This is a genomic window from Nocardia sp. NPDC046763, assembly GCF_040645495.1.
GTDB lineage: Bacteria > Actinomycetota > Actinomycetes > Mycobacteriales > Mycobacteriaceae > Nocardia.
The window spans coordinates 1-25,910 of sequence record NZ_JBEYYI010000019.1 but is presented as its reverse complement, the minus strand read 5'-3'; the positions used below and the strand labels follow the sequence as shown (position 1 = coordinate 25,910).

The 25,910-nt window shown below is 68.5% G+C and carries 24 protein-coding genes; 14 read left to right on the top strand and 10 right to left on the bottom strand.

Translation table 11 applies throughout. The annotated features are described in order from the left end of the window. The first annotated feature begins 55 nt into the window (after positions 1 to 55). The 3 genes from ABZ909_RS27555 to ABZ909_RS27545 all read left to right on the top strand — a co-directional run bounded on the left by ABZ909_RS27555 (position 56) and on the right by ABZ909_RS27545 (position 3,434). Positions 56 to 721: a superoxide dismutase family protein gene (locus ABZ909_RS27555; protein WP_357004833.1), complete on the top strand. Its 666-nt coding sequence runs from the start codon at positions 56 to 58 to the stop codon at positions 719 to 721. A gap of 18 nt (positions 722 to 739) precedes the next feature. After that, entirely contained in the window at positions 740 to 1,888 is a 1,149-nt protein-coding gene (locus ABZ909_RS27550; RefSeq protein ID WP_357004832.1) for a glutamate--cysteine ligase, read from the top strand. Between the two features lie 244 nt (positions 1,889 to 2,132). Beyond that, on the top strand, positions 2,133 to 3,434 hold the full coding sequence (locus tag ABZ909_RS27545) for a DUF5933 domain-containing protein (protein WP_357005143.1): 1,302 nt from the start codon (positions 2,133 to 2,135) through the stop codon (positions 3,432 to 3,434). Positions 3,435 to 3,456: 22 nt separating this feature from the next. Here the strand turns inward: ABZ909_RS27545 and ABZ909_RS27540 are convergent, their stop codons facing one another. The 4 genes from ABZ909_RS27540 to ABZ909_RS27525 form a co-directional block, all read right to left on the bottom strand. Then, complete coding sequence (locus ABZ909_RS27540; protein ID WP_357004829.1) at positions 3,457 to 4,803, bottom strand: hypothetical protein; 1,347 nt, start codon at positions 4,801 to 4,803, stop codon at positions 3,457 to 3,459. Between the two features lie 150 nt (positions 4,804 to 4,953). Beyond that, on the bottom strand, positions 4,954 to 7,212 hold the full coding sequence (locus ABZ909_RS27535) for an AAA family ATPase (RefSeq protein WP_357004826.1): 2,259 nt from the start codon (positions 7,210 to 7,212) through the stop codon (positions 4,954 to 4,956). Positions 7,213 to 7,283: 71 nt separating this feature from the next. Continuing rightward, positions 7,284 to 8,201, bottom strand: coding sequence for a CDP-diacylglycerol--serine O-phosphatidyltransferase (gene pssA / locus ABZ909_RS27530; protein WP_357005140.1), 918 nt, complete (start codon positions 8,199 to 8,201; stop codon positions 7,284 to 7,286). After that, positions 8,201 to 8,917 (bottom strand): phosphatidylserine decarboxylase, encoded by a 717-nt coding sequence (locus ABZ909_RS27525; RefSeq protein WP_357005137.1) that lies wholly within the window; start codon positions 8,915 to 8,917, stop codon positions 8,201 to 8,203. Before ABZ909_RS27525 ends, pssA begins: the two co-directional genes overlap by 1 nt. A 293-nt stretch (positions 8,918 to 9,210) precedes the next feature. On the opposite strand from ABZ909_RS27525, the gene ABZ909_RS27520 reads away from it, so the two are divergent. Next, complete coding sequence (locus ABZ909_RS27520; protein ID WP_357004823.1) at positions 9,211 to 10,239, top strand: beta-ketoacyl-ACP synthase III; 1,029 nt, start codon at positions 9,211 to 9,213, stop codon at positions 10,237 to 10,239. Positions 10,240 to 10,281: 42 nt separating this feature from the next. Here ABZ909_RS27520 and ABZ909_RS27515 read toward each other — a convergent pair whose 3' ends face one another. Together ABZ909_RS27515 and ABZ909_RS27510 are read right to left on the bottom strand one after the other, a co-directional pair. Then, the gene (locus ABZ909_RS27515; RefSeq protein WP_357004820.1) at positions 10,282 to 10,986 is read right to left on the bottom strand and encodes an SIMPL domain-containing protein; all 705 of its coding nucleotides are present in this window, start codon (positions 10,984 to 10,986) and stop codon (positions 10,282 to 10,284) included. Between the two features lie 15 nt (positions 10,987 to 11,001). Next, positions 11,002 to 11,460, bottom strand: coding sequence for an SRPBCC family protein (locus tag ABZ909_RS27510; protein WP_357004817.1), 459 nt, complete (start codon positions 11,458 to 11,460; stop codon positions 11,002 to 11,004). A gap of 266 nt (positions 11,461 to 11,726) precedes the next feature. On the opposite strand from ABZ909_RS27510, the gene ABZ909_RS27505 reads away from it, so the two are divergent. The 10 genes from ABZ909_RS27505 to groL all read left to right on the top strand — a co-directional run bounded on the left by ABZ909_RS27505 (position 11,727) and on the right by groL (position 21,473). Beyond that, positions 11,727 to 11,930 (top strand): hypothetical protein, encoded by a 204-nt coding sequence (locus ABZ909_RS27505; protein WP_357004814.1) that lies wholly within the window; start codon positions 11,727 to 11,729, stop codon positions 11,928 to 11,930. A 108-nt stretch (positions 11,931 to 12,038) separates the two neighbouring features. Further along, complete coding sequence (locus ABZ909_RS27500) at positions 12,039 to 13,712, top strand: FAD-dependent oxidoreductase (protein WP_357004811.1); 1,674 nt, start codon at positions 12,039 to 12,041, stop codon at positions 13,710 to 13,712. A 10-nt stretch (positions 13,713 to 13,722) separates the two neighbouring features. Then, positions 13,723 to 15,210: an ATP-binding protein gene (locus tag ABZ909_RS27495; RefSeq protein ID WP_357004808.1), complete on the top strand. Its 1,488-nt coding sequence runs from the start codon at positions 13,723 to 13,725 to the stop codon at positions 15,208 to 15,210. Continuing rightward, positions 15,210 to 15,563 (top strand): UBP-type zinc finger domain-containing protein, encoded by a 354-nt coding sequence (locus ABZ909_RS27490; RefSeq protein ID WP_357004805.1) that lies wholly within the window; start codon positions 15,210 to 15,212, stop codon positions 15,561 to 15,563. The genes ABZ909_RS27495 and ABZ909_RS27490 overlap by 1 nt, the downstream gene beginning before the upstream one ends. A 114-nt stretch (positions 15,564 to 15,677) precedes the next feature. Further along, positions 15,678 to 16,109: a hypothetical protein gene (locus tag ABZ909_RS27485; RefSeq protein WP_357004802.1), complete on the top strand. Its 432-nt coding sequence runs from the start codon at positions 15,678 to 15,680 to the stop codon at positions 16,107 to 16,109. Between the two features lie 150 nt (positions 16,110 to 16,259). Next, positions 16,260 to 17,162, top strand: coding sequence for an RNA polymerase sigma-70 factor (locus ABZ909_RS27480; RefSeq protein ID WP_357004799.1), 903 nt, complete (start codon positions 16,260 to 16,262; stop codon positions 17,160 to 17,162). 155 nt (positions 17,163 to 17,317) lie between these two features. Further along, positions 17,318 to 18,403 carry an FAD-dependent oxidoreductase gene (locus ABZ909_RS27475; RefSeq protein ID WP_357004796.1) on the top strand — a complete coding sequence of 362 codons (1,086 nt, stop codon included), beginning with the start codon at positions 17,318 to 17,320 and terminating at the stop codon, positions 18,401 to 18,403. Between the two features lie 56 nt (positions 18,404 to 18,459). Continuing rightward, the gene (locus ABZ909_RS27470; protein ID WP_357004794.1) at positions 18,460 to 19,215 is read left to right on the top strand and encodes a Clp protease N-terminal domain-containing protein; all 756 of its coding nucleotides are present in this window, start codon (positions 18,460 to 18,462) and stop codon (positions 19,213 to 19,215) included. 107 nt (positions 19,216 to 19,322) lie between these two features. Continuing rightward, entirely contained in the window at positions 19,323 to 19,625 is a 303-nt protein-coding gene (locus tag ABZ909_RS27465) for a hypothetical protein (protein ID WP_071343351.1), read from the top strand. Between the two features lie 225 nt (positions 19,626 to 19,850). Beyond that, the gene (gene groL / locus ABZ909_RS27460; RefSeq protein ID WP_357004792.1) at positions 19,851 to 21,473 is read left to right on the top strand and encodes a chaperonin GroEL; all 1,623 of its coding nucleotides are present in this window, start codon (positions 19,851 to 19,853) and stop codon (positions 21,471 to 21,473) included. Positions 21,474 to 21,596: 123 nt separating this feature from the next. Here the strand turns inward: groL and ABZ909_RS27455 are convergent, their stop codons facing one another. The 4 genes from ABZ909_RS27455 to ABZ909_RS27440 all read right to left on the bottom strand — a co-directional run bounded on the left by ABZ909_RS27455 (position 21,597) and on the right by ABZ909_RS27440 (position 25,738). Then, the gene (locus tag ABZ909_RS27455) at positions 21,597 to 21,812 is read right to left on the bottom strand and encodes a TetR-like C-terminal domain-containing protein (protein WP_357004790.1); all 216 of its coding nucleotides are present in this window, start codon (positions 21,810 to 21,812) and stop codon (positions 21,597 to 21,599) included. A 732-nt stretch (positions 21,813 to 22,544) separates the two neighbouring features. Next, positions 22,545 to 23,411, bottom strand: coding sequence for an SDR family NAD(P)-dependent oxidoreductase (locus tag ABZ909_RS27450; protein ID WP_357004787.1), 867 nt, complete (start codon positions 23,409 to 23,411; stop codon positions 22,545 to 22,547). A gap of 53 nt (positions 23,412 to 23,464) precedes the next feature. Then, positions 23,465 to 25,297 (bottom strand): glycosyltransferase family 39 protein, encoded by a 1,833-nt coding sequence (locus ABZ909_RS27445; RefSeq protein ID WP_357004785.1) that lies wholly within the window; start codon positions 25,295 to 25,297, stop codon positions 23,465 to 23,467. 141 nt (positions 25,298 to 25,438) lie between these two features. After that, positions 25,439 to 25,738 (bottom strand): hypothetical protein, encoded by a 300-nt coding sequence (locus ABZ909_RS27440; RefSeq protein WP_357004782.1) that lies wholly within the window; start codon positions 25,736 to 25,738, stop codon positions 25,439 to 25,441. Positions 25,739 to 25,910 lie beyond the last annotated feature (172 nt).

Genomic DNA, 25,910 nt, shown 5'->3' with positions numbered 1-25,910 from the left:
GAACTATGTCCACCCTGCTTTCCCGATAAACTCGGACTCGTAAAGGAGTTCCCCGATGGCCTCGTCCACAACTCGTCGCCCGTCCTGGTGGACTGTTGCTCCGGTGCTCGCGGTCGCCGCCCTCGGCCTCACGGCCTGCTCCAACAGCCAGGAGTCGAGCGACGTCAAGGGGACGACCCCGCCGGTGTTCACCAGTTCGCAGGCCCCCGCCGGCACCCCGAGCGGTCTGGGAGCCGCCGAGCCGCGTGACTCGGTCTCGGCCACCCTGAAGGACTCGAACGGTCAGTCCATCGGTACCGCCACCTTCACCAACAAGGGCGGGCACCTGGAGTTGGTCGTCGAGGCGCACGGGTTGAAGCCCGGCTTCCACGGCCTGCACGTCCACCAGGTCGGCAAGTGCGAGCCCAACTCCACGGCACCGGCGGGCGGCGCGCCCGGCGACTTCCTCTCCGCCGGTGGCCACCTGCAGGTCGGCGACCAGAACACCCACCCGGCCAGCGGCGACCTGACCTCGCTCGAGGTGCTCAAGGACGGCACCGCCAAGCTGACCACCACCACCGACGCCTTCACCCTCGACGAGGTCAAGGGCAAGGCCCTGATCATCCACGCCGGCGCCGACAACTTCGGCAACATTCCCACCCGGTACGCGCCCGCACCGGATGCGGACACCCTCGCGACCGGCGACGCGGGTGCACGGGTCGCCTGCGGCGTCGTCGCCTGAACCCTCTCGAGGTGAGCCATGGCCGGGGCAGGCAGAACGAAGGTCCCCTTCAACTCATCGCCCCGGCCCACGCTCGGCGTGGAGTGGGAGGTCGCGCTCGTCGACAAGCGCACGCGCGACCTGTCCAACACCGCCGCAGCGGTTTTCGAAGCCTGCGGTGATCTGCGCGCCTGGGACGGCACCCCGCAGATCACCAAGGAACTGCTGAAGAACACCGTCGAACTCGTCTCCGGCAAGCACGACACCGTGAGCGAGGTGGTCGACGAACTGCGCGCCACCCAGGACGCCGTGCGCCGCGCCGCCGATCAGGTCGGTGTCGACCTGTTCTGCGCCGGCACCCATCCCTTCGCGCAGTGGTCCACCCAACAGCTCACGCGCAGTGCGCATTACGACGAACTCATCGCGCGCACCCAGTGGTGGGGCCGCCAGATGCTCATCTGGGGCGTGCACGTACACGTCGGAATCTCCCACCCGGACAAGGTCTTCCCCATCCTCAACGGGCTGCTGCGGTCCTATCCGCACCTGCTGGCGCTGTCGGCCTCCTCGCCCATGTGGGCCGGCGTCGACACCGGATACGCCAGCAACCGGGCGCTCATGTTCCAGCAGCTGCCCACCGCTGGACTGCCCTTCCAGTTCGAGAACTGGGACCAGTTCGAGGGTTTCGTGCACGACCAGATGAAAACCGGTGTGATCGAGCAACTCGGCGGCATGCACTGGGACATCCGGCCCGCGCCCAAGTGGGGCACCATCGAGGTCCGCGTCTGCGACGGCACCCCCACCAAGGCCGAACTGGCCGCCATCGTGGCGCTGATCCACTGCCTGGTGGTGGATCTCGACCGCCGGGTGGAATCAGGCGAGACCATGCCGGCCATCCTGCCGCCCTGGCATGTGCAGGAAAACAAGTGGCGCGCAGCACGATACGGGCTCGACGCCATCGTCATCACCGACGTCGACAGCAATGAGCGACTGGTCACCGAAGACCTGATGGAACTACTCAACCGGCTGGAGCCGACCGCCAAGAGCCTCGGCTGTGAGAACGAGCTCGCCATGGTCGCCGACATCCCGAAGAAGGGCGCGTCCTATCAGCGTCAGCGCCGGGTGGCCGCGGCCGCGCATGGCGATCTGGTCGCGGTCGTCGACTCGCTGGTCCACGAACTCGAGTACTGAGGTCCCCGAACTCGCGCACCGCCGAACCGTCTTGCACGCCTGTGATTTCGATTACGACCGGATACGTACGGTGTACGCGTGGCCAGGTGTGATGCCGCGCTGACCGGGGCCTGTTCATCCGATGAGATGGGCGGCGTTCAACTACTCACCGAGCTGGCGTTCATGCGGCGTTTACTATGGCTGGATGCTGCTCGACGATCCGCACTTCCGAATCGGCGGCGAGGCGCGCCGAACCGGGTTGCGGATGCTGTCGCCGCGCGCCGGCCTGACAGCCGCGCTGTCCGTGGGGGCGGCGCTGCTCATCGTTCTGCAGCTCGTGGCCACGCACCACCACTTCACCGGTCCGCTCGAAAGCATCTGGGACGACTTCGCGGGTAATGCCAAATCCTTCACCGTGCCGTGGGCCGGGCTCGGGCTCGCGCTCATCGGACTGAGCTGGCGGCGGCGGTTCCTGGCGGTCGGCGCGGCGCTCGGCATCGACCTTGTGTACCAAGCGGTTCGGACGCTGTCCGGTGGACCACTGGCCATGGGCAACGGCCCCGTCCTCGTGCTGCTCGCCATCATCGGGCTCGCGTGCTGGAAGTGGCAGGGCAAGGATCGGACCAATGCGCTGCACGCCGCCGCGCTCGGCATCCTGCTGGTGCTGTCCAGCAAGGTCGCCGACGTCTGGCTGGGCATCACCGTGCTGGCCGGGCCCCGGGTGCTCGATGAACACATCGTGCTGGTGGACCATGCCCTCGGCGACCCCTCCTGGCTGATCGGGCAGCTGCTGGACTGGCTGGGTCCCATCGCCTCCACCGTGCTGCACTGGGTCTACATCGAACTGCCCGTCGGCGCGATGATCGTGACCATCTGGCAGCTGCGCAATGTGGTCGAGACGGGGGACTGGCCCAGGCACTACCTGGTGCGCACCTTCCTGGTGCTCGGCCTGATCGGCCCCGTCTTCTACGTCGTATTCCCCGTCGTCGGGCCGATGTTCGCGTTCGGCGCGGACGGCCACGCCTTCTCCCTGGGCGGCTACTGGCCGAATGTCGTGCCGCCGGTGGATCTCTCGCCGGGTTCCATCGCCTTCGACCACTACACCCCGCGCAACTGCATGCCGTCGCTGCACACCGCGTGGGCGCTGTCGATCTTCGTCCACTCCCGCCGCGACCCCTTCACCGGTGCGCCCGCGCCGGTCTGGCTGCGCTGGGGCGGGACCTTCTGGCTCCTGGCCACCCTGTCGGCCACCCTGGGCTTCGGCTACCACTACGGCGCGGATCTGGTGGCCGGCGCGGTGCTGTGTCTGACCATCGAATCCGCCCTGCGTGCACCGGAACGCGGCTGGGACCGCACCCGCGTGCAGCTGGTATCGGCCGGCGCCGCGCTCTTCGCCGGGCTGCTGCTGTCCTACCGGTACCTGTCGACCGGCTTCGCCGAACACCCGGTGCCCGCGGGCATCGTCATGCTCGGCCTGCTGGCCGGTTATGTGACGGCTTTCTACCGCACCTGGTTCGGCGATGCCGTGACCGCGGCTCCCGCACTCGAATCCGCCGTGCGCGCCTGACCGTTCGCCGGTCGCTGCGCCGTCAGCCGGAGGTTGCCGCGCCGTTCGGAGATTCAGGCGAATCGGGCGTGGTGTCGGTCGCGGCCGGGGTCCGCGGGCGACTGCGCCGCAGCAGGTAGATCCCGGCCAGGCAGCCGCCGGCCACCAGCATCGCCGTCCAGCCCGGGGCCGCAGTGCTGGTGGAGCTCACCGCGCACATCAACGCGTTGTCGGCGGATTGCGTGGCGTAGTGCCCGTGCGACACATAGTCCCGCATGCCCAGCACCGCCGACGGGACGAACAGCACCAGGGTGCCCAGCACCCGGCTCGGCACATAGCGCGGCCGAGTGGACAGCAGAGCGAAACCGATGAGCCAGGACACGAACGCCGCACTGCCCACTATCAGCCAGGCCCGGGTCGAATCGGCCGTGAACGCCGTGAACACCCCGAGCGCCATGCCCGCGGCCAGGGAGACCGTGGGTCCCCCGAGCCTGCTGCCCACCCACATGCCGACAGCTGCTGCCGCCGCCAGCACCGGGATCGACCAGGCCGGCATCTCGGCCGCCACGGTCGCCGCACCCACCGCGCCCAGGCCCACCGCCAGCAGCACGATCTCGCCGTCCCGGCCCGGCAACAGCATGGCAGCGACAATGGCGGTCCCCACCGCGGTCGCCACCGCGAGGCCGATGCCCGCATGGCTGTCGCCGTGCCGGGCCAGCCATTCCGCACTGGCCAGCGTCACCAGCACCAGAACCACGCCCGCCAGGATGGGGGCCAGCGGCAGCTCCGCCGAGAGTCGTTGCTGCACCTCGAGCTTCCGATGGGTCAGGAACCCGAAGCCGACCAGGATCAGCGCCAGCACGAGCATCCAGATGGGCGGTATTTCGCCGGCGTGCCAGTGATCGCTCCGCGTCTGGTCGATGCCGCCGCCGGTCCGCGGCACCGGATCGACAGAACCCAGCAGCAGGCTGATCAGAATGCCCAGGGTCCAGCCGAAGGCGGGCAGCCGACGATGTAGCACCGCCGCCCCCAGCGCGCCCAGGATCAGGCCGCCGGTCAGGGAATCGGTGAAGTTCATGGTGGACAGCGACGAATTCGGGTCGCTCGCATGGCCGAACACATGATTGGCCAGCAGGATCAGCAACCCGCCCAGTGTGGTCGCCCACGCCGCGACGGGGCTGCCCAGCGTGGTGATGAGAACCGCCGCGATCATGGCGATGAGCGCGCCCGCCGACACGGCGCGGGGCAGGGTGTAGGCCAGCAGGTCTCGCTGCAGGGCTGAAGTTTCCGAGGTCCAGCCGAAGTCGATGGGCAGGGTCAGCGCCAGGCCGGCAACCGTTGCTGCGACCAGCGCCGTGATCGTCTCGACGGCTACCTGATGCGACCTCACCAGCGCAAAATTACCGGCGATAGGCGTACCGATTGGTACGACTCGCCTACTTTGTACAGATTCGGCGAACGACCGGCGCACATGGCGGACACGCCGCGAAACCGGGGCCGCAACAGACTTATCGGTCTTGTATGGCCTGCTGGAAAGGCCTCAGACGTAGCCGGACGGGTCTCCGGGCGGAGTCGACGACTCGCGCTGGGCGGCGTAATTCCGCAGGGCCTCCACCTGGATCGGATCCAGCGACGGCCGCACGGCCTTGCGAGCCGCGGTCACATCCGCGGCAGTGACCTCGGCGGCCTCGACATCGCGCCGCATGGCGGCCAGCGCGGCCTCGCGCAGCAGCGCCGAGCAGTCGGCGGCCGAATACCCGTCCAGATCGCGAGCCAGCCGCCGCAGGTTGACATCCGTGGCCAGCGGCACGGATTTGGCTGCCGTGCGCAGGATTTCGGCACGGGCATCGGCATCCGGGGGCGGCACGAACACCAGGCGCTCCAGCCGCCCGGGCCGGGTCAGGGCCGGATCGATGAGTTCCGGGCGATTGGTCGCGCCGATCACCACCACATCCCGCAGCGGCTCGACCCCCTCCAGTTCCGTCAGCAGCGCGGCGACGACGCGATCCGAGACGCCGGAATCGCTGGATTGCCCACGCCGCGGCGCCAGCGCGTCCACCTCGTCCAGGAAGATCAGCGACGGCGCGGAATCCCGTGCGCGCTGGAACAACTCGCGCACCGCCCGCTCCGAGGAGCCGACCCACTTGTCCATCAGCTCCGCGCCCTTCACAGCGTGCACACTCAACTGGCCCGATCCCGCCAGCGCCCGCACCAGAAAGGTCTTGCCGCACCCCGGTGGCCCGTACAGCAGCACCCCGCGCGGCGGCTCGATGCCGAGCCGCTGAAACGAATCCGGATGCTTGAGCGGCCACAGCACCGCCTCGGTGAGGGCCTGCTTGGTCTCCACCATGTCGCCGACGTCGTCCAGGCTCAGGCTCCCGATGGTCAGCTCCTCGGACCCGGACCGGGACAGCGGGCGGATCACCTCCAGCGCACCGGCCAGATCCTCCTGCACCAGCACGGGGTCCGCGTGCTCGCGGCTGGCCCGCGCGGCCGCCCGCAGGGCGGCCTCGCGCACCAGCGCCGTCAGGTCCGCCGCGACGAATCCCGGTGTTCGCGAGGCGATCTCATCCAGTTTCAGGCCATCGGTGGGCACATTGCGCAACAGTTGTTCCAGCAACGCCGTGCGCACCCCGGATGTGGGTAGTGGCAGGGAGACCTCCCGGTCGCACAGCTCCGGCGCACGCAGCCGCGGGTCGACACCTGCCGCATTCGACGTGGTGGCCAGCACCGCGACCGCTTCACACGCCACGGCGCCGCGCAGCTGGTCGAGGATCAGCGTGGCCACCGGCTCCGCCTGCGCCGACAACAGGGCGTCGATATCGGTGATCAGCAGGACTCCGCCCGCACCGGAACAGATTTCGGCCACCCGGTCGGACACCGCGCGCAGCCGGGGCCCGGCCTCGGTCGCGCCGGTCGCCGGGCCATCCAGCTCCACCAGCCGCCGCGATCCGGTCACCGCCCGGGCCAGCGTCGCCTTGCCGACGCCCGCGGGGCCGGTGATCAGTACGCCCAGATGCGAGGAAGCTCCGAGCTTCTTCAACAGCTCCGGCTCGTCCAGCGCCAGGCTCAGCCACTCCGTCAGCTTTGCGGCCTGAGCCTGGACCCCGGCCAGATCGGCCACCGCGACCGCCGATTCCGGTCGTGACGCCGGGGCGCCGATCCGGAGGTCGGACCGGGTATCGCAGTCGTCCAGCAGGGCCCTGGGCTGGTCGGTCTCCGCGATTCCCGAACCCCAGGCCACCGCGCTGTTGGTGCTGATGACCACCGGGCCGGGCAGGGGATCGACCGCCGTCACCCGCAGCAGCTCGGAGGTCCAGGCGATATTGAGGGCTCTCGAAAGCTGCTGGGCCACACCGGATCGGCTGGTCCCGGGCTTCAGATCCATCGGGCGCAGCGAGACGGCGTCCTGGATCGACACCACCTTGCCCTGCAGGGCTTGGCGCAGTGTCGTCTCGTCGATGGCACGCATGACGTCCGGCGAGCCCGTGACCGAAATCCGGGTGGCCCGGCGCGGAATCACCTTCGCGATGGTCAGTTTCGAGCCCGCCGAGATGTGCGCGTTCGACAGCGTCACCTCGTCGAGCAGCGCCTCGCCGCGCCCGACGGGTTTGCCTTTCGCCGGTGTCGCCACCAACGCCGAGGTCTGCCTGCCGCCGGCGATCGAGATCACGTCCCATGGATTCACACCCAGCAGCGCCAGCGACTCCGGATGTAACCGGACCACCCCCCGCCGATCGTCGGCGGGGGAGGTGTTCAGGCGAGCGGTGAACTGAAAACCCGGCTGTGCGTCGGTCACGCCCTCAATTCTGCCCGGGCCGACCGTCCGCCGACGTCACCGCGGGCGAATTGTGGCCCGGCCGTTGGGTCTCAGCTCCCGGGGCGATTCGATACCCGGTCGCGCTGACCCGGTCGGCGCAGCCGCAGCCGTGCCGTGGACACCGACACCCGCGGCACCCGACCGGCCAGCGGGCGCTGGCGGCGCTGCGCCTTGCGCTGGGCGCGGCGCTCGGCGGGCTTGTGGTTCCAGGTCTCGGGCCGAGCCGCCACCCAGCGCGCGGAGTGCACCGCGAACGGAATGTGGCCGAGGTACAGCACGACCAGCGCCATCATCAGAATGAGCGGGTACGTGACCAGCAGCGCGGCGGCCAGCGCGACCAGCACCAGCAGGATGGGCGCGCTGCGCGGGGCCACCGACACCGACTTGACGGCCAGGGTGGGCAGCGTGCTCACGCACAGCAGGCCGGTCAGCACCGTCCACACCGCCACCACCGGGAAGCTCACCCACCAGCCGTCGCCGAACTGCTCGGACAGCGCGATGGGTGTCAGCACGATGAGCGCGCCCGCCGGGGCGGGCACGCCGGTGAAGTACTCACGCTGCCAATCCGGGCGGTTGTCGTCGTCCATCAGCGTGTTGAAGCGGGCCAGCCGCAACACCATGCAGACCGCGAACATCAGCGCCAGGATCCAGCCGATGCTGTCGGCGTGCAGGAAGGTCACATACAGCACCAGGGCGGGCGTGACGCCGAACGCGATGGCGTCCGACAGCGAATCCAGCTCCGCGCCCATCTTGGTGGTGGCGTCCAGCATGCGGGCGATGCGCCCGTCCAGCATGTCGAAGACCGCGGCCGCGCCGACCAGCGCCAGCGCGATCCCCAGCTTGCCCTCCATGCCGAACTTCACCGCGGACAGGCCCGAGCACAGTCCCAGGATGGTCACCATGCTCGGCAGCAGCCGGATAGTGCGGTTACGGCGACGCCCGTTCGGTGTGGGCGCGAGTTGTTCCATCATGAATCCAGTTCGGCCAGCACCGTTTCCGCACCGATGGTGCGCTGCCCCGGGGTGACCAGCAGCCTGGTCCCGGCCGGGAAGTAGGTGTCCACACGCGAACCGAACCGGATCAGGCCGTAGGTGTCACCGATGCTCAGCTTGTCGCCGGCCTTGGCCTCGCAGACGATGCGGCGCGCCAGCAGCCCGGCGATCTGCACCACCACCACGCGCTGCCCGGAGGCGGTCTCGATGACCATGCTGTTGCGCTCGTTGCGGTCGCTGGCCTCGGGCAGGTCGGCGGAGAGGAAGTGGCCCTTCTGGTAGGCGACCTGGTCCACCAGGCCACTCACCGGCACCCGCTGCACGTGCACGTCCAGCACCGACAGGAAGATGCTCACCCGCGGCAGCGGCGCGTCGCCCAGGCTGAGTTCGGCCGGCGGCACCGCCGTGTCCACCAGGGCGACCTCACCGTCGGCGGGGGCCACCACGACGCCGGCGCGGTTCGGCGGCACCCGGTGCGGGTGCCGGAAGAAGGTGGCGCAGGCCGCGGCCGCCAGCAAACCCGTGCGGCGCAGCCACTTTCGCCGATAGCCGAGGGTGGCCACCGCCAACGGTGCGGCCACGAACGGCAGACCTGCCGGATGCAGCGGCGGAACGGCTTTGCGGACCAGGTCGGCGACGTGACCGAGGCCGGTCTGTTCCGGAGTGCCGGGCGGGGTGGGTCGGCGGGCCACAGGCTCCTCTTTCATGCAGGGGTAGATGCGGTCAGGGACCGCGATCACACGATACGTGAAGTGGGTTCGACGCTCGCGTTCTCGGTGACCGAACACCCGCCGCCCGGCCTCCCGGACCGGAGGTGCGCCACCCGGCAATGACCACTCGATTGTGATCAGAAGAACTGGCATGAGAGGCTATCGCGATTAAGATGAGGGAGCCTCATGTCTGCGGCATTGTGGGTCCGCGGGGGGTGAGGAGCCCGATGAAGGTCACGTTCGACGCGCGGTACGCAGTACATAGGAGAGAACCAATGTCTGCTCGAATTGCCTCGATCAACGGGGCAGAGCACACGGCCATGCTCGGGCTGGGCGTGTACCGGCCGGAGCGAATCGTCACCAATGACGAGGTGGCCGGGCCGATAGATTCCAGTGACGAGTGGATCCGGACGCGTTCCGGCATCCGCAACCGACGCTTCGCCTCCCCCGAGGAGACGATTGTCAGCATGAGCGCCGCGGCTGCCCGCGACGCCATCGAAGCAGCGGAGATCGACGCGAATCAGATCGATTGCGTCATCGTCGCAACGTCTACCTGGCTACTGCTCACGCCCGCCGCTGGCCCGCAGGTCGCCACCGCACTCGGTCTGAACAATGTGGCCGCCTTCGATGTCTCGGCCGGTTGCGCGGGCTTCTGCCACGCGGTCGCCATGGCGTCCGATCTGGTGAAGGGCGGCACCGCCCGGCACGTGCTGGTCATCGGCGTGGAAAAGCTGACGGACACAGTCAACCCGAAGGATCGTGGCACCGCCTTCCTCTTCGCCGACGGCGCCGGCGCGGTGGTGATCGGCCCCTCCAGCGAGCCGGGCATCGGCCCGACCGTCTGGGGATCGGACGGCACCCAGCACCACGCCATCCGCCAGGACAAGGACTGGCTTCAGTTCTTCGGCGAGATCGACGAGAAGGGCCTCGACGCCGTCCGGCCCTACCTCGCCATGGAAGGAACAGCTGTCTTCCGCTGGGCCGCACACTCTTTGGAGGGGGTGTGCCGCGAGGCCATCGAGCGGGCGGGCCTGACCACGGACGATCTGGACGCGATGGTCCCGCATCAGGCCAACGGTCGCATCATCGAGATCATGGCGCGGGTGCTGAAGCTCCCCGAGCGGTGCGCTCTGGCCAACGACATCGAGGAGACCGGCAATACCTCGGCGGCTTCGATCCCGCTGGCCATGGAGGCCATGATGCGCGCGGGCGACGCCAAACCCGGCGGCACCGCACTGCTCATCGCCTTCGGTGCGGGGTTGTCCTGGGCGGCGCAGGTGGTCCAGCTGCCGAACTGGAAGTGAGCGCCGCTGCGCGCTGCCACCCGGCGGCGCGCAGCGGACGAGCTATCCCATATCCCAGGCGACGGTCACAGTGAACGTGACCGTCTGCTGGCCTGGTTCGAGGTTGATACTGGGTGCGGCGCCCGGAGCGGTGTCCCGGTACATCGGTTTCGGTGTCGGCGTTGTGCCGCTGCCGTTTTCGCTGATGGTCTTGACCGTCTTCAGCTTCAGCCCGGACAGGCCCGCGTACTGCTCGGCGCGGCTCTTGGCGTCGTCGAAGGCCCGCGCGCGGGCGTCGGACAGCAGCTTGGTGTTGTCCTCCAGTCCGAAGGCCACCGAGTTGATGCGGGTGTCGTTGCCGCCCGCCTGCACCGCCGCCGACAGGATGCCCGAGGCCTTCGGCAGGTCCCGCACGGCCACGTGCATGGTGTTCGTGGCGCGATAGCCGGTGATGTTGTGGCCGTCGGTCCCGTAGGTGGGCTGCACGGACAGGTCGCTGGTCTTGATGTCCTCGCGCTTGGCCCCGGCCGTGACCATGGCGTCGGTGATCGCCTTGGCCTTGTCGTTGGCCTGGTTCACGGCCGCGGACACGTCGGCCGCGCTCACCTCGGTGCCCAGGTCGGCATTGAGCACATCCGGTGTGCCCTGGACCTTTCCGGTACCGGTGACGGTGACCGTCCGGTCACCCGAGGAGTCGGAGCTGCCGCAGCCGGTGAGCACGAGCGCGGCACCGGCCGTGGCGGCGCAGAGCGCTGTCAATCGTCGCATAGGGCGAACCTACGCTCAGCGCTCCACGGTTTGCTTGATCTTCCCGAGGGTTACCTGCATGCCGTCCTCGAGCGCGCCTTCGAAGGACTGTTCACCGCCGAACACGGTGTCGATGGTGAACTGCAGCCACCGGGGCAGCTTGCCGCTGGGGACGTCGCGCCGCTGGACCAGCTTGGTGCCGCCGTCCGCGGTGGGCTCGAGGGTGTAGCTCCAGATGGTCCGGTTCTCGGTCATGCGGAAGGCGATCGCGCGATTCGGTTCGAACCGCACCACCCGGGAGGTGGTCGGGTAGATGTAGCCCTTGGCCTTGTTGAGGTTCACCGTCCAGGTGCCGGTGTGCACCACGCGGCCCAGCGGCTGCATGCGCAGGGTCTGCGGACTGAACTCGGGAATGCGCTTGAGGTCGGCGACGACGCTCCAGACCTGCTCGGGTGCTGCCGCGATATCGATGCTGGCTTCGAGAGTTTTCGGCAACGTTGCCTCCGGGGACGTAACGATCGGTACCACGCATCGTAGTTCGGGTGGCGTGGATCACCTCGGCTCCGTGGTGTGGATCACCACACCCCACCTGCACGTACAGCGTGGGTCGGTCGGTTCATTCCGCGGTTGAAAACCAACTAGATCACATTCCGGGGTTGTTGATATCCGAAATGTAATGCCCGGCGCACAATGTGGGATAGACGAAGCAGCAACAGACACTGCCACCAGCTTTCCGATTGGGAAACGTGAGGTGATCGGCCGTGAACCTGCGTTCGCTCCTGCACTTCGAGACCAAGACGGTCCCACTCCTCCCCGCTGAAGAGTCCGGTACCAATGCGGAGTCCATGACGCTCGACAAACCGACGAAGCGCTTCCGCCGCAAGGCCAACGGCGCCCTCGAAGAGCGACTCGAGCGATTGCTCACCCCCACCGAAATGGATCTCATTGAGCATCACCGGATTTGAACCGGTGTGCCGGGGGCGTTCGAGCAAGAACGCAGGTCTGTTCCGCCTGACGCGAACATGGCACGGTCTGGCCTTCGCGGTCTTGCCTCATCAGCCCATACTCGTTAGGTGACTTCACCAGCTACCGCAAAGCCGGCCATCCTCAGCGTCGACGACGATCCTGGCGTCTCGCGCGCGGTCGTGCGGGACCTGCGCCGCCGGTACGGGGCGGACTACCGGATTCTGCGGGCGGAGTCCGGCGCCGATGCGCTCGAGGCCCTTCGGGAGATGAAACTGCGCGGCCAGCCGGTCGCGGTCATGATCGCCGACTACCGGATGCCCGGTATGAACGGCGTCGAATTCCTCGAACAGGCCATGGACCTGCACCCGTACGCGCGCCGCGTGCTGCTGACCGCCTACGCGGACACCAATGCCGCCATCGAGGCCATCAATGTGGTCGACCTGGACCACTACCTGCTCAAGCCGTGGGATCCGCCGGAGGAGAAGCTCTACCCGGTCGTCGACGCCCTGCTGGAGGCCTGGCGGGGAGACGAGCACAAGCCGGTGACCGAGACCAAGGTGGTGGGCCACCGCTGGTCGGCCCGCTGCTCGGAGGTGCGGGAGTTCCTGGCGCGCAACCAGTTGCCGTATCGCTGGTACCAGGTGGACGAGCCGGAGGGGGCGCGGTTGCTGACCGCCGCCAATGCCACCGAGGACCAGTGCCCGGTCGTCATCAATCCCAGCGGCGATGTGCTGATCATGCCGACCGACGCGCAATTGGCCGAGGGCGTGGGCCTGAACACCGACGCCTCCAGCGACTTCTACGACCTGATCGTGGTCGGCGGCGGCCCGGCCGGTCTCGGCGCGGCGGTTTACGGCGCGTCGGAGGGTCTGCGCACCGTGCTGGTGGAACGCACCGCCACCGGCGGCCAGGCCGGGCAGAGCTCCCGCATCGAGAACTACCTGGGCTTCCCCGACGGTCTCTCCGGCGCGCAGCTGGCCGACCGGGCCCGCCGGCAGGCCGTGAAATTCGGGGCCGAGCTGATCACCGCGCGGGAGGTGGTGGCCCTCGAGGCCTGCGGTTCCGCGCGGGTGGTGCGGTTCGCCGACGGCGGCAGCGTGGCGGCGCACTCGGTGCTCATCGCCACCGGCGTCAACTACCGCCACCACCCGGCCCCCGGCGTGGACGAATACACCGGCCGCGGCGTCTACTACGGCTCGGCCATGACCGAGGCCAGCGACTGCGCCGACAAGGACGTCTACATCGTGGGTGGCGCGAACTCGGCGGGCCAGGCGGCGGTGTTCCTGTCCCGGCGGGCCCGGACCGTGCACATTCTGGTGCGCGGGGCGTCGCTGGAAGCGTCCATGTCGCACTACCTGATTCAGCAGATCGCGGATATCCCGAACATCAAGGTGCATACCCGCACCGAGGTGGTGTCCGCCGACGGCAACGACCACCTGGAATGGATCGTGCTGCGCAGCAACGAGACCGGCACGGAAGAAAAGGTGGACGCGGAGCGTTTGTTCCTGTTCATCGGCGCGGCGCCGGAAACCGACTGGCTCGAGGGCATCGTCAAGCGAGATGACGCCGGCTACGTGCTGGCCGGACCGGACCTGATGGTCGGCGGCGAACGGCCTGCGGGCTGGGAACTCCCCCGTCCCCCGCAGCATCTGGAGACCAGCGTGCCCGGTGTGTTCGTGGCCGGCGACGTGCGGTCGGAATCCGCGAAGCGGGTGGCCTCCGCGGTCGGCGAGGGCGCCATGGCCGTCATGCTGGTGCACCGCTGGCTCGCGAAACAGTAGGAGTAGGCGAATGGGCAACACCCGATTGATCTGCGACCCGAACGAACTGCGGAAGCTGTTCCTGTTCGAGAAGCTCGACGACGAGCAGCTGGCCTGGCTGTGCAAGGACGGCCGGGTCGAAATGTTCGAGCCCGGGCTGGTCTTCCGCGAGGGCGACCCGGCCACCTGCTTCTACGTCCTGATGGAAGGGGAGGTGCGGCTGACCAAGATGTCGGGCGGCGAGGAGATCGAACTCGTCCGCACCGAGCACGTCGGCTCGTACTCGGGCGCGTGGACGGCCTACATGGGCGACAAGGTCGAACAGACCTACACCGCGTCGTTCTATGTGACCCGGCCTTCGAAGTTCTTCGTGCTGGACGCCGGCACCTTCGCGAAGATGATGCAGGAATGGTTCCCGATGGCGCTGCACCTGCTGGAGGGCGTCTTCTTCGGCAACCGTAATGCCAATGAGCGCATCGGTCAGCGGGAACGGCTGCTGGCGCTGGGTTCGCTCTCCGCGGGCCTGACCCACGAGCTGAACAATCCGGCGGCCGCCGCGGTGCGCGCCACCTCCTCGCTGCGCGAGCGGGTCGCGGGCATGCGGCACAAGCTGAAGATGATGGCGCACGGCAAGTTCAACTCCGAGACCATGGAGGCGCTGGCCCAGCTGCAGGAGGAGGCGGCCGCCCAGGTCGCCAAGGCCCCGACGCTGACGCCGCTGGAGGCCGCCGACCGCGAGGACGAGCTGGGTGACTGGCTCGAGGACCACAGCGTCGCCAATGGCTGGGACATCGCGCCGAACTTCGTGCAGGCGGGATTCGACATCGACTGGATGGAGAAGGTGCACGGCACCCTGTCCGGTTGTGGCGGTGACGTTTTCGAGGCGGCCATGCGCTGGCTCAACTACACGGTCGAGACCGAGCTGCTGATGAACGAGATCACCGACTCGACCAACCGCATCTCTTCTCTGGTGAACGCGGCCAAGCAGTACTCGCAGATGGACCGGGCCCCGTTCCAGGTGGTGGACCTGCACGATCTACTGGACAGCACGCTGGTCATGCTGGCCCGCAAGATCGGCGACGACATCACGGTGGTCAAGGAATACGATCCGGCGCTGCCGCCGGTGCCGTGCTACGCCGCCGAGCTCAACCAGGTGTGGACCAACCTGATCGACAACGCGGTCTCCGCCATGGCCGGGCGCGGCACCCTCATCGTCCGCACTTATCGTGAGAACGAGTGCGCCGCAGTGGAAATCGGCGACAGCGGGCCCGGTATCCCGGAAGAGATCCGCACCCGCATCTTCGAACCGTTCTTCACCACCAAACCGGTCGGCGAGGGCACCGGGCTCGGGCTGGACATCTCGTTCCGGATCGTGGTGAACAAGCACCACGGCGACATCCGCGTCGAATCCGAGCCCGGGAATACGCGTTTCATCGTCCGGCTGCCGCTCGAGGTGGCCGCCCCCGACGCCGCGCAGTCCACCCTCGCGGCAGCGCAGTCAACGACGGAAGGCAACTGATGACCGAACAGATCGAAGGCATCGACCCCAGCATCGCGCCCAGCGGATCCGGTTGCGTCGAATGCGATGCCGCCGGCGGCTGGTGGGTGCACCTGCGCCGGTGCGCGCAGTGCGGGCACATCGGCTGCTGCGACATGTCGCCGAACCAGCACGGCACCAAGCACTTCGAGAGCACCGGGCACCCCTTCATCCAGAGTTTCGAGCCGGGTGAGGACTGGTACTACAACTTCGAGAACAAGGAGATGTACGAGGGCGGCCCGGAACTCGCTCCTCCGCACGCGCATCCGCTGGACCAGCCGGTGCCCGGTCCGCGCGGCCGGGTGCCCGCGGACTGGCAGCAGCACCTGCACTGACGAGAGCCGCGGGTCGGAACTTTTTCTACCGGGAGTTGCCGGGGCCGGGTACGCTGCTGCGAGCGCCGGGCCGGTCCGGTGCTGGCACTCTCGGGAAAGTTCGGAAAGCAGGGTATGAAGCGTCTTTCGATCGTCGCCCTCGCCGCCGGTGCGATGGCGTTGACTCTCGCCGGTTGTGGTTCGGACAAATCCAGTGATACGAACGGCCTGAAGCAGGCCGGGACCACCACTGTGGCCAGAACCACCAGCGCGGGCGCTTCCACCAGCGCCGTGGCTCCGGTGCAGCCGCCCGCCGAGGCGCCCACCAGCGCCTCCGCGGCCAAGAAGACCGCCGCGCCCGCCGGCGCCCAGACCACCTGCGGCGACTTCCGCGACCTCACCGAGGATGCCGAGAAGCAGGTGATCGACCAGGTCCTGGCCGCCAATCCGGGGTCGTTCCTGGACGGCAGCCCGAACGTGGCGCTGGGCACCGCCAAACTGGCCTGCCTGGCCTCGACGTATTCGAATACGCCGGTCGCGGTGGCGATCCGGGTGGCGCCCAAGTAGTTTCACGCCGATTCTCGGTTGGGCGGCCGTTGGTTCTTCATTGGGCGCGGACCGCACCCTGATGGCGTGTGGCGGGTGGTAACCGTCGTGGCCCGCGGCGGCAGGCGTATCGTGCTCAAACGATTGCGTGCGACGAGAACTGGGGCACTGATGGACGCGAATGGGCTGGCCGAATTCGAACGGCATCGGCCGCGCCTGTTCGCGCTCGCCTACCGGATGCTCGGCTCCGCCGCCGAGGCCGAGGACGCTGTGCAGGAGACCTACCTGCGCTGGGACGGCACCGATCGTGCCGGAATCCGCTCCGCCGAAGCCTGGTTGACCACCATCCTGGTGAATCTCTGCCGCAGCTGGCTGGATTCGGCCCGTGCCCGCCGCGAGACCTACGTCGGCCCCTGGCTGCCCGAACCGGTCCCGACCGGGCACGGCGAACTCGGTCCGCTGGAATCGGCGGAACAGCGGGAACTGGTGTCGATCGCCTTCCTGGCGCTGGCGGAACGGCTCAGCCCCACCGAGCGCGCTGTCTTCGTCCTGCGCGAGGCCTTCGGCTACGCCCACCGCGAGATCGCCGACATGCTCGAGCTCACCGAGGCCAATTCACAGCAGGTCTACCGCCGCGCCACCCACCGCGTGCACGAGGAGCGCCCGCGCTTCGAACCCGCCCCCGCGCACGCGCGCGAACTGGTCGAAAAGTTCCTCAGCGCAGCGCAATCCGGTGATCTGGCCGCGCTCGAGGCCATGTTCACCGCCGATATCGTCGCCGTCGCCGATGGCGGCACGAAGATCAATGCGGCCAAGCGGCCCATCGTCGGCGCCGCGAACGTCGCCCGCTACCTGGTGGGTCTGTTCACCAAGGTGCCGGGTCTCACCTTCGCGGTCGAAGAGGTCAATGCCGCACCGGCGTTCGTGGCCCGGCTGGCGGGGACCGTGATGGGCACGGTGTCCGCCGACTTCGACGGCCCTTCGATCGCCTCGATCCAGCTCGTGGTGAACCCGGACAAGCTGGCCTATCTCGCGCGTGCCGACAAGCAACTCGCCGACGAAGCCGCCGGATAGCGACGATTTCCGCGTCGTCGCGAATTCGCATATGACGCAGGACACATCCGGAAGCTGTCAGGGATCGTGGGACTGTCCGGTCTAGAGGGTGTCGGACCGAGCGGGCCGGGGCGTGAAGTCCCCGAAACTCCCGCCAGAGCTGGAAGGACCCTCTCATGACCGGAGAACATCGGATCGTCGTGCTCGGCGCGGGGTACGCGGGCCTGTCCGCGGCGCGGCAGGCCGCCAAGGCCGCGGGGGCGCGGGTCACGGTCGTCGACGCCCGTACGGAATTCGTGGACCGGGTGCGACTGCACCAGGCGCTGGCCGGGCAGCAGGTGCCGCGCGCGGATCTGCGGAAGATGCTGGCGGGCAAGGGTATCGAGTTCGTGCAGGGGCGGGTCGAACGCATCGACGCTGTCGCACGCCGCATCGCGCTGGCGGACGGCGGATCCCTCGGCTATGACACCCTCGTCTACGCTCTCGGCAGCGCCGGTGACCGCTCGGCCGTGCCCGGTGCGATCGAATTCGCACATTCCGTGGCGGTTCCGGAGGACATCGCCCGCGTTCCCGCGCTGTCCGGCCGGATCGCCGTGGTGGGCGGTGGTGCGACCGGTATCGAGGTCGCCAGTGAGCTGGCCGAATCGCGACCGGACCTGCTGGTGTCACTGATCAGCGCGGACGAACCCGGCGGCTGGCTCTCAGCCAAGGCGCACAACCACATTCGCGCGGCCCTGGACCGGCTGGGCGTGCGGGTGCTGACCGACGCCAAGGTGGCGGCCGTGGCCGCGGACGGTATCGCGCTGGTCGGCGGTGAGCACGTGCCCGCCGAAACCGTGCTGTGGACAACCGGTTTCGCGGTGCCGCGGGTGGCGGCCGAATCCGGCCTTGCCGTGGACCCGCGCGGTCGGATCCTGGTCGACGAGGAGCTGCGCTCGCGTTCTCATCCGGACATCTACGCGATCGGCGACGCCGCGGTTATTGCCGGTCCGGATGGCCGCGACCTCCGAATGGCCTGCGCCACCGCCATTCCGGCGGGCACCTACGCGGCCACCGCCATCGCGGCGCGGCTGCGCGGCAAGGCTCCCGCGGCCCGCAAATACCGCTATGTCTTCCAGTGCATCAGCCTGGGCCGACATGACGGGGTCATCCAGTTCGTGCACGCCGACGATTCGAATGCCCGCACGGTCCTGACCGGCCGCACGGCCGCGTGGTTCAAGGAACAGATCGTGCGCATGGTCGGCAAGGTGGCGCAGGCGTAGCCAAAATCGTCAACTAATGGTTGACCACAGCAGTATGGTCAACCTACAGTTGACGCATGACGAACTCCATCCGCCTCGACGATCTGATCGACGGCATCAAGAAGGCCCGCCCCGACGACGTCCTCGAACAGCTCTCCGACGCCGTGGTCCTCGGCAACCACATCGGCGAGGTGGCCGACCATCTGATCGGCCACTTCGTCGACCAGGCCCGCCGCTCCGGCGCGTCCTGGACCGATATCGGCCAGAGCATGGGCGTGACCAAGCAGGCCGCTCAGAAGCGCTTCGTCCCCAAGACCCCCGCCGACCCGGGCCAGGCCGCCGCCCTCGACCCCAATGCCGGGTTCGCCCGCTTCACGCAGCGCGCCCGCCACGTGGTGATGGCGGCCCAGGAGGAGGCCCGGGCCGTCGGCAACCTCGAAACCCGTCCCGAACACCTGATCCTGGGCCTGTTGGCCGAGCCGGAATCCCTCGCGGTGAAGGTCATCCAGGCCAGGGGTGTCTCGGCCGACGCAGTCCGCCGGGTGGCCACGGCCGCGCTCCCGGCCGCCACAGGCGAGCCGGTGCCCGCGCTCATCCCGTTCGACGCACAGGCCCGCAAGGCCCTCGAGCTGACCTTCCGTGAGGCCTTGCGGCTGGGCCACAACTACATCGGCACCGAGCACCTGCTGCTCGCCCTGCTGGACCAGGAGAACGGCGCCGGCATCCTGTCCGGCCTGGGTCTGGACAAGGACTCGGTGCAGGCCGATATCGCGGACCTGCTGAGCTCGCTGCCGGTGCCCGGCGTCACGACGCCCGCGCCCGACACGCAGTAGTCGGCGTGTCGCTCCACCATGCTGCCGACCTGGTGATGTAGGGCTCGTGAACGCGCCCGCGTCACCGGGTCATCTGGTGTGCATGATGCGGCAGATACGATTGTGGAATGGCGGGCGACGAGGGTTCCGACCTAGTTGCGGGGGAAAAGCGCGCCGATCTGCTGCGCGCGCTCAGTTATGTCTCCACCGAGGACACGCCGGACGGCGGCTACATCGTGAACGGAGATCTCCCACCGGAGGTCGCACCACCGTTCATCCGGGCCATCATGCGAATCGAAGCCGAACTCCTCCTCCAGGATGCCGAACTCGTCACCGTCGAACACGGTGAGCCGCGCACCCCGGAGGAACGTCGTACCGACGCCCTGATCGCCCTGCTGCTGCGCGTAGACGACCGCTCCCACTTCTCGTAGTCCTCGGAGGATCCGGGCCGCCGAGACGACTCGTGCGGCCATCTCCCCAACCTTGCACTCGTCTGGGGCGAGTGCTAAAAAGGGGATTGGCACTCCGCACCTGCGAGTGCTAGGTCGGAAACGGTGAGACCGGGCTGTATTTGACCAAATGAGCCGGGTCGTCCGTCGCGGGCACCGAACCTGACCAGATCATGCCAATCCCCTGATCTGGAGGATCTCAACGCAATGGCCAAGACAATTGCGTACGACGAAGAGGCTCGCCGCGGACTCGAGCGTGGCCTGAACAGCCTCGCCGACGCTGTCAAGGTGACCCTGGGCCCCAAGGGCCGCAACGTCGTGCTGGAGAAGAAGTGGGGCGCCCCCACCATCACCAACGACGGCGTCTCCATCGCCAAGGAAATCGAGCTCGAGGACCCGTACGAGAAGATCGGCGCGGAGCTCGTCAAGGAAGTTGCGAAGAAGACCGACGACGTCGCAGGTGACGGCACCACCACCGCCACCGTGCTGGCCCAGGCGCTGGTCCGTGAGGGCCTGCGCAACGTGGCCGCCGGCGCCAACCCGCTCGGCCTGAAGCGCGGCATCGAGAAGGCCGTCGAGGCCGTCACCGCCAAGCTGCTCGACACCGCCAAGGAGGTCGAGACCAAGGAGCAGATCGCTGCCACCGCCGGTATCTCGGCGGGCGACTCGTCCATCGGTGAACTGATCGCCGAGGCCATGGACAAGGTCGGCAAGGAAGGCGTCATCACCGTCGAGGAGAGCAACACCTTCGGCCTCCAGCTGGAGCTGACCGAGGGTATGCGCTTCGACAAGGGCTACATCTCCGGTTACTTCGTGACCGACCCGGAGCGTCAGGAAGCGGTCCTCGAGGACCCGTACATCCTGCTCGTCGGCTCGAAGATCTCGACCGTCAAGGACCTGCTGCCGCTGCTGGAGAAGGTCATCCAGGCCGGCAAGCCGCTGCTGATCATCGCCGAGGACGTCGAGGGCGAGGCCCTGTCGACCCTGGTCGTCAACAAGATCCGTGGCACCTTCAAGTCCATCGCCGTCAAGGCCCCGGGCTTCGGCGACCGCCGCAAGGCCATGCTGGCCGACATCGCCATCCTGACCGGTGGCGAGGTCATCAGCGAAGAGGTCGGCCTCTCCCTGGAGACCGCCGGTCTGGAGCTGCTGGGCACCGCCCGCAAGGTCGTCATCACCAAGGACGAGACCACCATCGTCGAGGGCGCGGGCGACCCGGAGGCCATCAAGGGCCGTGTCGCGCAGATCCGCACCGAGATCGAGAACTCGGACTCGGACTACGACCGTGAGAAGCTGCAGGAGCGCCTGGCCAAGCTGGCCGGCGGTGTTGCCGTGATCAAGGCCGGCGCCGCGACCGAGGTCGAGCTCAAGGAGCGCAAGCACCGCATTGAGGACGCCGTCCGCAACGCGAAGGCTGCCGTCGAAGAGGGCATCGTCGCCGGTGGTGGCGTGGCGCTGCTGCAGGCCGCCCCGTCCCTGGACGCCCTGTCCCTGTCGGGTGACGAGGCCACCGGCGCGAACATCGTCCGCGTCGCGCTGTCCGCCCCGCTGAAGCAGATCGCCTTCAACGCCGGCCTGGAGCCGGGCGTTGTCGCCGAGAAGGTCTCGAACCTCCCGGCGGGCCACGGCCTGAACGCCGAGTCCGGCGAGTACGTCGACCTGCTGGCCGCCGGCGTTGCCGACCCGGTCAAGGTGACCCGCTCGGCCCTGCAGAACGCGGCCTCCATCGCGGCCCTGTTCCTGACCACCGAGGCCGTCGTCGCCGACAAGCCGGAGAAGGCCGCCCCCGCGGGCGACCCGACCGGCGGCATGGGCGGCATGGACTTCTAGTCCGCGCCTCCGGCAACGGAATTGAACGACCTGGGCCCGGCCACCTGATGGTGGCCGGGCCCAGTGTTTTGTGGAGGGTGGCACGGGTGCCGTGGTGACTCGGGCCGATTCGCTTGTGTTGGATCAGCTTCCGGTGGGGAGGCGGACGAGGTCGGCCATGAGGTTCATGTGGTGGGTGAAGTAGTCGGCGACGGCTTCGATGGTGCCGTCGAGGCGGCCGAAGATCTCGAAGGTGGCCAGGCCGAAAAGCTGTGTCCAGGCTAGGAATACGCGGTCGAGGACCTCTTCGGGGAGATCGGATGACTGCTGTTCGATGAGGGTGCGCAGATCCGCGCGCACCCGGGGCGGGGCGTGGGGTGGAGGCGGTCGGCGGCCGCGGCATGGGCGGCGATGCCGGCGAGCAGCATGACGACCGTGGCGGGGCCGACGGTGTCCTTCGGAGCGTTGTAGCCGGGGGTGGGCTGCCGTAGAGCAGTCCGTATTCGGCGGGGTTGGCGTCGGCCCGGTCCCGGACCGATGTGCAAACCGAAAGCCACTGTGCGCGTTCGTTGTTCGCGGGAGCGGTGGCCTGGGCTGCTAGCGCTACTGGCCGGCCGCCGCGATGATTCGGCGTGCATGCGCTGGGCGGTGCGGGCGGGGGTCGCGGCGGGCGTGGGCGCAGGCCGTCGGCAGGCTGCGCTGGCCGCTGCTGGTGCCGGGTCTCGTGGATCGCGCCGTGTCCGGAAGTGGCTCCGCCGCAACCGAGTTCGAGTTCTGGAATCGCTTGCCGGGTACGGCGCTCGGTGAGCTGTGCGGTTATTCGCTGACCGCCGCATGGACGGTGCTGTCGGCATCAGCTCTGTGGCACAGGGGCTTTCCGAGCTGGTTCGCGGTGCTCGGAACAGTGGCGGCGGCCCTGATCCTGGCCGGTGTGGCGGCTCCGCGGCACGTGCCGGGTGCGCAGCAGGCGAATTTCGCCGGGTATGTGCTGTGGAGCGGGTGGATGCTGGTGCCGGCCGTGCTGTGGGGGCCGCCGCACCGAATGAGGGCGGCCCCCAGACGCTGGCACGGCTCACCGGCCGGGCCGGATGTTTACATGCCGTGCCGGAAGCGGGCGCTGCGGATGCCGTCGGCGCGTTCGGGCAGGACGCTGTCGATGAGCGCGGTGACTCGTCCCATGACCGGGGCGAGTCGCCGCGGCCGGTCGATGATGGCGTCGCAGATGATCTGCCCGCCCTCTTCGGGGGTGAGGGCGTCGGCGTTCTGGTAGACGGCGTTGGGGGCGATCATCGGGGTGCGGACGAGGGGGAGGTAGATGGAGGTGAAACGCACGTTCTCGGTGTGGGTTTCGGCCTGGAGACTGGTGCTCAGGGAATCGAGGGCAGCTTTGGATGCGACGTAGGCGGCGTAGCCCGGTCCGCCGTAGAGGTTGGCCAGGGACAGGATGTTGATGATGTGGCCGTCGCGCCGGTCGCGCATGCCGGGGGCGAAGGCGAGGATGAGGCGGACGGCCGCGAAGTAGTTGAGCCGCATGGTGCGTTCGTAGTCGTGGAAGCGATCGTAGGACTGGTCGAGCGGGCGACGGATGGAGCGGCCGGCATTGTTGACCAGGATGTCGACGTGGTCGTGGTCGGCGAGCACCTTGGCGGTCATGGCGTCGAGGGCGTCGAAGTCGTTGAGGTCGCAGGGGTAGGCGACGGCCTTGCCGCCCGCGGCCTCGATGTCGATGACTACCTGTTCGAGTTCCGCGGCGCGGCGCGCGACCAGCAGCACGGTGGCTCCGGCCGCGCCGAGTTGTGCGGCGGCGACGCGTCCGATGCCGGAGGAGGCTCCGGTGATCACGATGGTGCGTCCGCTCGCGGCGTCCGCGAGGGTGCGGTGTCGCCGCAGCCGCGAGAGGCTCACCTGGGTGTCGAGGCCGTGCTTGATCTTGTGAATCAGCCCGTTGATGTCCTGCATGGTCAGTGATGCTAAGTGCCGCACAGTGATTCGGGACCGTTTCGGTTTCGCCGTCAGTGGCGGGCGCAGGTGTAGGCGAGGACCGCGGCGCTGTCCCCGCCGCCGGGCAGTGCACGGCAGTGTTGCCGGATCCAGGTCACGCGGTCGTCGTCCGCGGGGGTCACCAGGACCAGTCCGACCTCGCCGGCTTCGATCATGCGGGCGACCTCGGCGGTGGTCGGCACCGGGGCCGCGCCCGTGAAGCCGCCGATGGCCGGCACCTGCCGGCCGCTGCTCGCAATGAACGGCGAGGCCAGCGCGGAGGTGAAGGTGACCAGCGGATACCGCGGCTGGTCGGGCGCTTTCGCGAGCTGCGCATCGAGTTTCCGGGCCGAGGTGAGGGCGGAGGCCATGAAGCCCTGGGTTACCCGCCGGGCCTGCGCCGATTCATAAGGGGTGTCGAGCGGGCCGTATCCGTCCGCGACCACCGAGACCGCGGCCGTCGTCGGCGCGGCGAGTGCCGCGACGAGTAGCAGTGTGGTTGCCAACGATTCGCGGACACCCAGCGCCGCCAGGATGAGGACCACGGCGACGATCACGAGCCCGGCCCGCACCCAGCCGGGCGCGGCCGCGGACAGCCACCAGCCGTACGCGGCGGTAGCGGCCACGGTGGCCAGCCCCAGCCCACGTACCCGGCGGTCATCCGTCTTCCGGAAAGCCTCGGCCCCCATGCCGATCAGGGCCGCGATCGCGGGTGCGAGCACCGCCAGGTAGTAGGGGTTCACCGTCCCGATCGCCAGGAAGATCGCCAGGTGGACCACGAGCCAGCCGCCCCACAGCACCAGCGCCGCGGTCTCGCGGTCGGTGCGCGGCCGCCGCCGGGCCGCCCAGGCCAGGGCGATCAGGCAGACGAGCGCGAGCGGAATCAACCACCCGGTCTCGCGCCCGCCGCCGCCTCCGAAGAGATGGTCGAACCGGCTGTCCGGCCCGAGCACCAGCTCCGAGCGGAATCCCGAGCCCTGACCGCCGGTGGTGAAGTTGGCCGACCCCACGCTGAATCCGTCATTGGTGCGGCTGGCCGCGTTGTAGATGAAGACCTGCTCGAACAGCGAGTTGTGGTGGCTGCCGTCCACGTACGGCCGGTGCCCGGCGGGCAGCACGCTGACCACGGACATCCAGCTCAGCGACACCGCCAGCGCGGTCGCGCCGAACCAGGCCAGACTCGTGATGCGCTGCCGCAGTACGGTTCTCGGCGCGGCGAGCAGTAGCGCCGCCACCAGGACCGGGACGATCAGCCAGGCCTGCACCATCTTGGCCTGGAAGGCGAGGCCGATGCACAGCCCGCACCACACCAGATTCCGCACCCGCCCCGACACGATCACGGCCGCCGCCTGATCCGCGGCCAGCACCAGCAGCAGGATCAGCAGGGTGTCGGAGATATTGCCGCGGTCGAGCGCGACCACCGCCGGCGCCAGGGCCGCGACCGCCGCCGCGACGAGGGCCGCGTACGGACCGGACAGCCGCCGCACCGCACGGTAGAGCACGAGAACAGTGAGTACGCCCTCGATCACCTGCGGCAGGAGATACGCCCAGGTGTGCGGTCCGAATACCCGTACCGACAGCGCCTGGATCCAGATCGCGCCCGGCAGCTTGTCGATGCTGATGGTCGCGTCCGGGTCGAAGGCCGCGTAGAAGAAGTTGTGCCAGCTCATGCTCATCGAGCGGGCGGCCGCCGAGTAGTAGAGGTGTGGTGTCTGCGACCTGATGCCCCAGGCGTAGAGGACGACGGCCGTGACAGCGATGCCCAGGAGTGCGGGCCGGGCCCAGCGCGGTTGGTCGGACGGCCCCCGCAACCATCGTGACCAGTCGGTTCCGGATCGTTCGGGACGTGCGATTACCCCTGTCACAGCTCCAATCTCGGACCGATCCCGGTGTGTGTCAAAGGAATTCCACCCGTGGGCGGAGGGCTTCCGGCGGGAATCGGCCGCACGGCGTATCCGGGCCCACCGAGGGGTGGACGGTAACGGTGCGGCCGGACAGCGGTGGGGTCAGCGGTTGGGGTGTCGCGCCGAGAGGGTGACGGCCGCATCGATGGGCCGGATGCCGAGCTGTTCAGCGGTCGCGGCAATGGTGGCGTGGATATCGGCGCCCGCGGGGCGAGCGGGGTCGAAGAGGAGTTCCGTCAATTCGATGGCGGCCATTGCCTGGGCGCGGGTGAACAATCGGCCCGGCAGCCAACTAACACACCAATCGGTCTCTTTATGGCCGGGAAGTCGTTCCGCGAACTCGTCGACAACAGAACTGGTAATCGACCAATCGCAGACGTACACACCACCAAGGTCGCCCACCTGGCGACGGGTCGCAAGACCGAGAGCGCGCGAATTGCGTGAATTGCGCCTCTGACCAGCCGATTTGACTTCTGTTCGTAGCAACACGTAACTTATTCCAGGTCAGAGCGACACGGACACCGACCCGGAGCCCCAAGGGCCTGGGAAACGAGGTTGGACGAGGAGCGCCTGA

Excerpts from the sequence above, each read along its gene's own strand:
- ABZ909_RS27555 (WP_357004833.1), top strand. The coding sequence starts at position 56 with ATGGCCTCGTCCACAACTCGTCGCCCGTCCTGGTGGACTGTTGCTCCG.
- ABZ909_RS27550 (WP_357004832.1), top strand. The coding sequence starts at position 740 with ATGGCCGGGGCAGGCAGAACGAAGGTCCCCTTCAACTCATCGCCCCGG.
- ABZ909_RS27545 (WP_357005143.1), top strand. The coding sequence starts at position 2,133 with ATGCTGTCGCCGCGCGCCGGCCTGACAGCCGCGCTGTCCGTGGGGGCG.
- pssA (WP_357005140.1), bottom strand. The coding sequence starts at position 8,201 with ATGGAACAACTCGCGCCCACACCGAACGGGCGTCGCCGTAACCGCACT.
- ABZ909_RS27520 (WP_357004823.1), top strand. The coding sequence starts at position 9,211 with ATGTCTGCTCGAATTGCCTCGATCAACGGGGCAGAGCACACGGCCATG.
- ABZ909_RS27515 (WP_357004820.1), bottom strand. The coding sequence starts at position 10,986 with ATGCGACGATTGACAGCGCTCTGCGCCGCCACGGCCGGTGCCGCGCTC.
- ABZ909_RS27495 (WP_357004808.1), top strand. The coding sequence starts at position 13,723 with ATGGGCAACACCCGATTGATCTGCGACCCGAACGAACTGCGGAAGCTG.
- ABZ909_RS27490 (WP_357004805.1), top strand. The coding sequence starts at position 15,210 with ATGACCGAACAGATCGAAGGCATCGACCCCAGCATCGCGCCCAGCGGA.
- ABZ909_RS27485 (WP_357004802.1), top strand. The coding sequence starts at position 15,678 with ATGAAGCGTCTTTCGATCGTCGCCCTCGCCGCCGGTGCGATGGCGTTG.
- ABZ909_RS27480 (WP_357004799.1), top strand. The coding sequence starts at position 16,260 with ATGGACGCGAATGGGCTGGCCGAATTCGAACGGCATCGGCCGCGCCTG.
- ABZ909_RS27475 (WP_357004796.1), top strand. The coding sequence starts at position 17,318 with ATGACCGGAGAACATCGGATCGTCGTGCTCGGCGCGGGGTACGCGGGC.
- ABZ909_RS27470 (WP_357004794.1), top strand. The coding sequence starts at position 18,460 with ATGACGAACTCCATCCGCCTCGACGATCTGATCGACGGCATCAAGAAG.
- ABZ909_RS27465 (WP_071343351.1), top strand. The coding sequence starts at position 19,323 with ATGGCGGGCGACGAGGGTTCCGACCTAGTTGCGGGGGAAAAGCGCGCC.
- groL (WP_357004792.1), top strand. The coding sequence starts at position 19,851 with ATGGCCAAGACAATTGCGTACGACGAAGAGGCTCGCCGCGGACTCGAG.
- ABZ909_RS27450 (WP_357004787.1), bottom strand. The coding sequence starts at position 23,411 with ATGCAGGACATCAACGGGCTGATTCACAAGATCAAGCACGGCCTCGAC.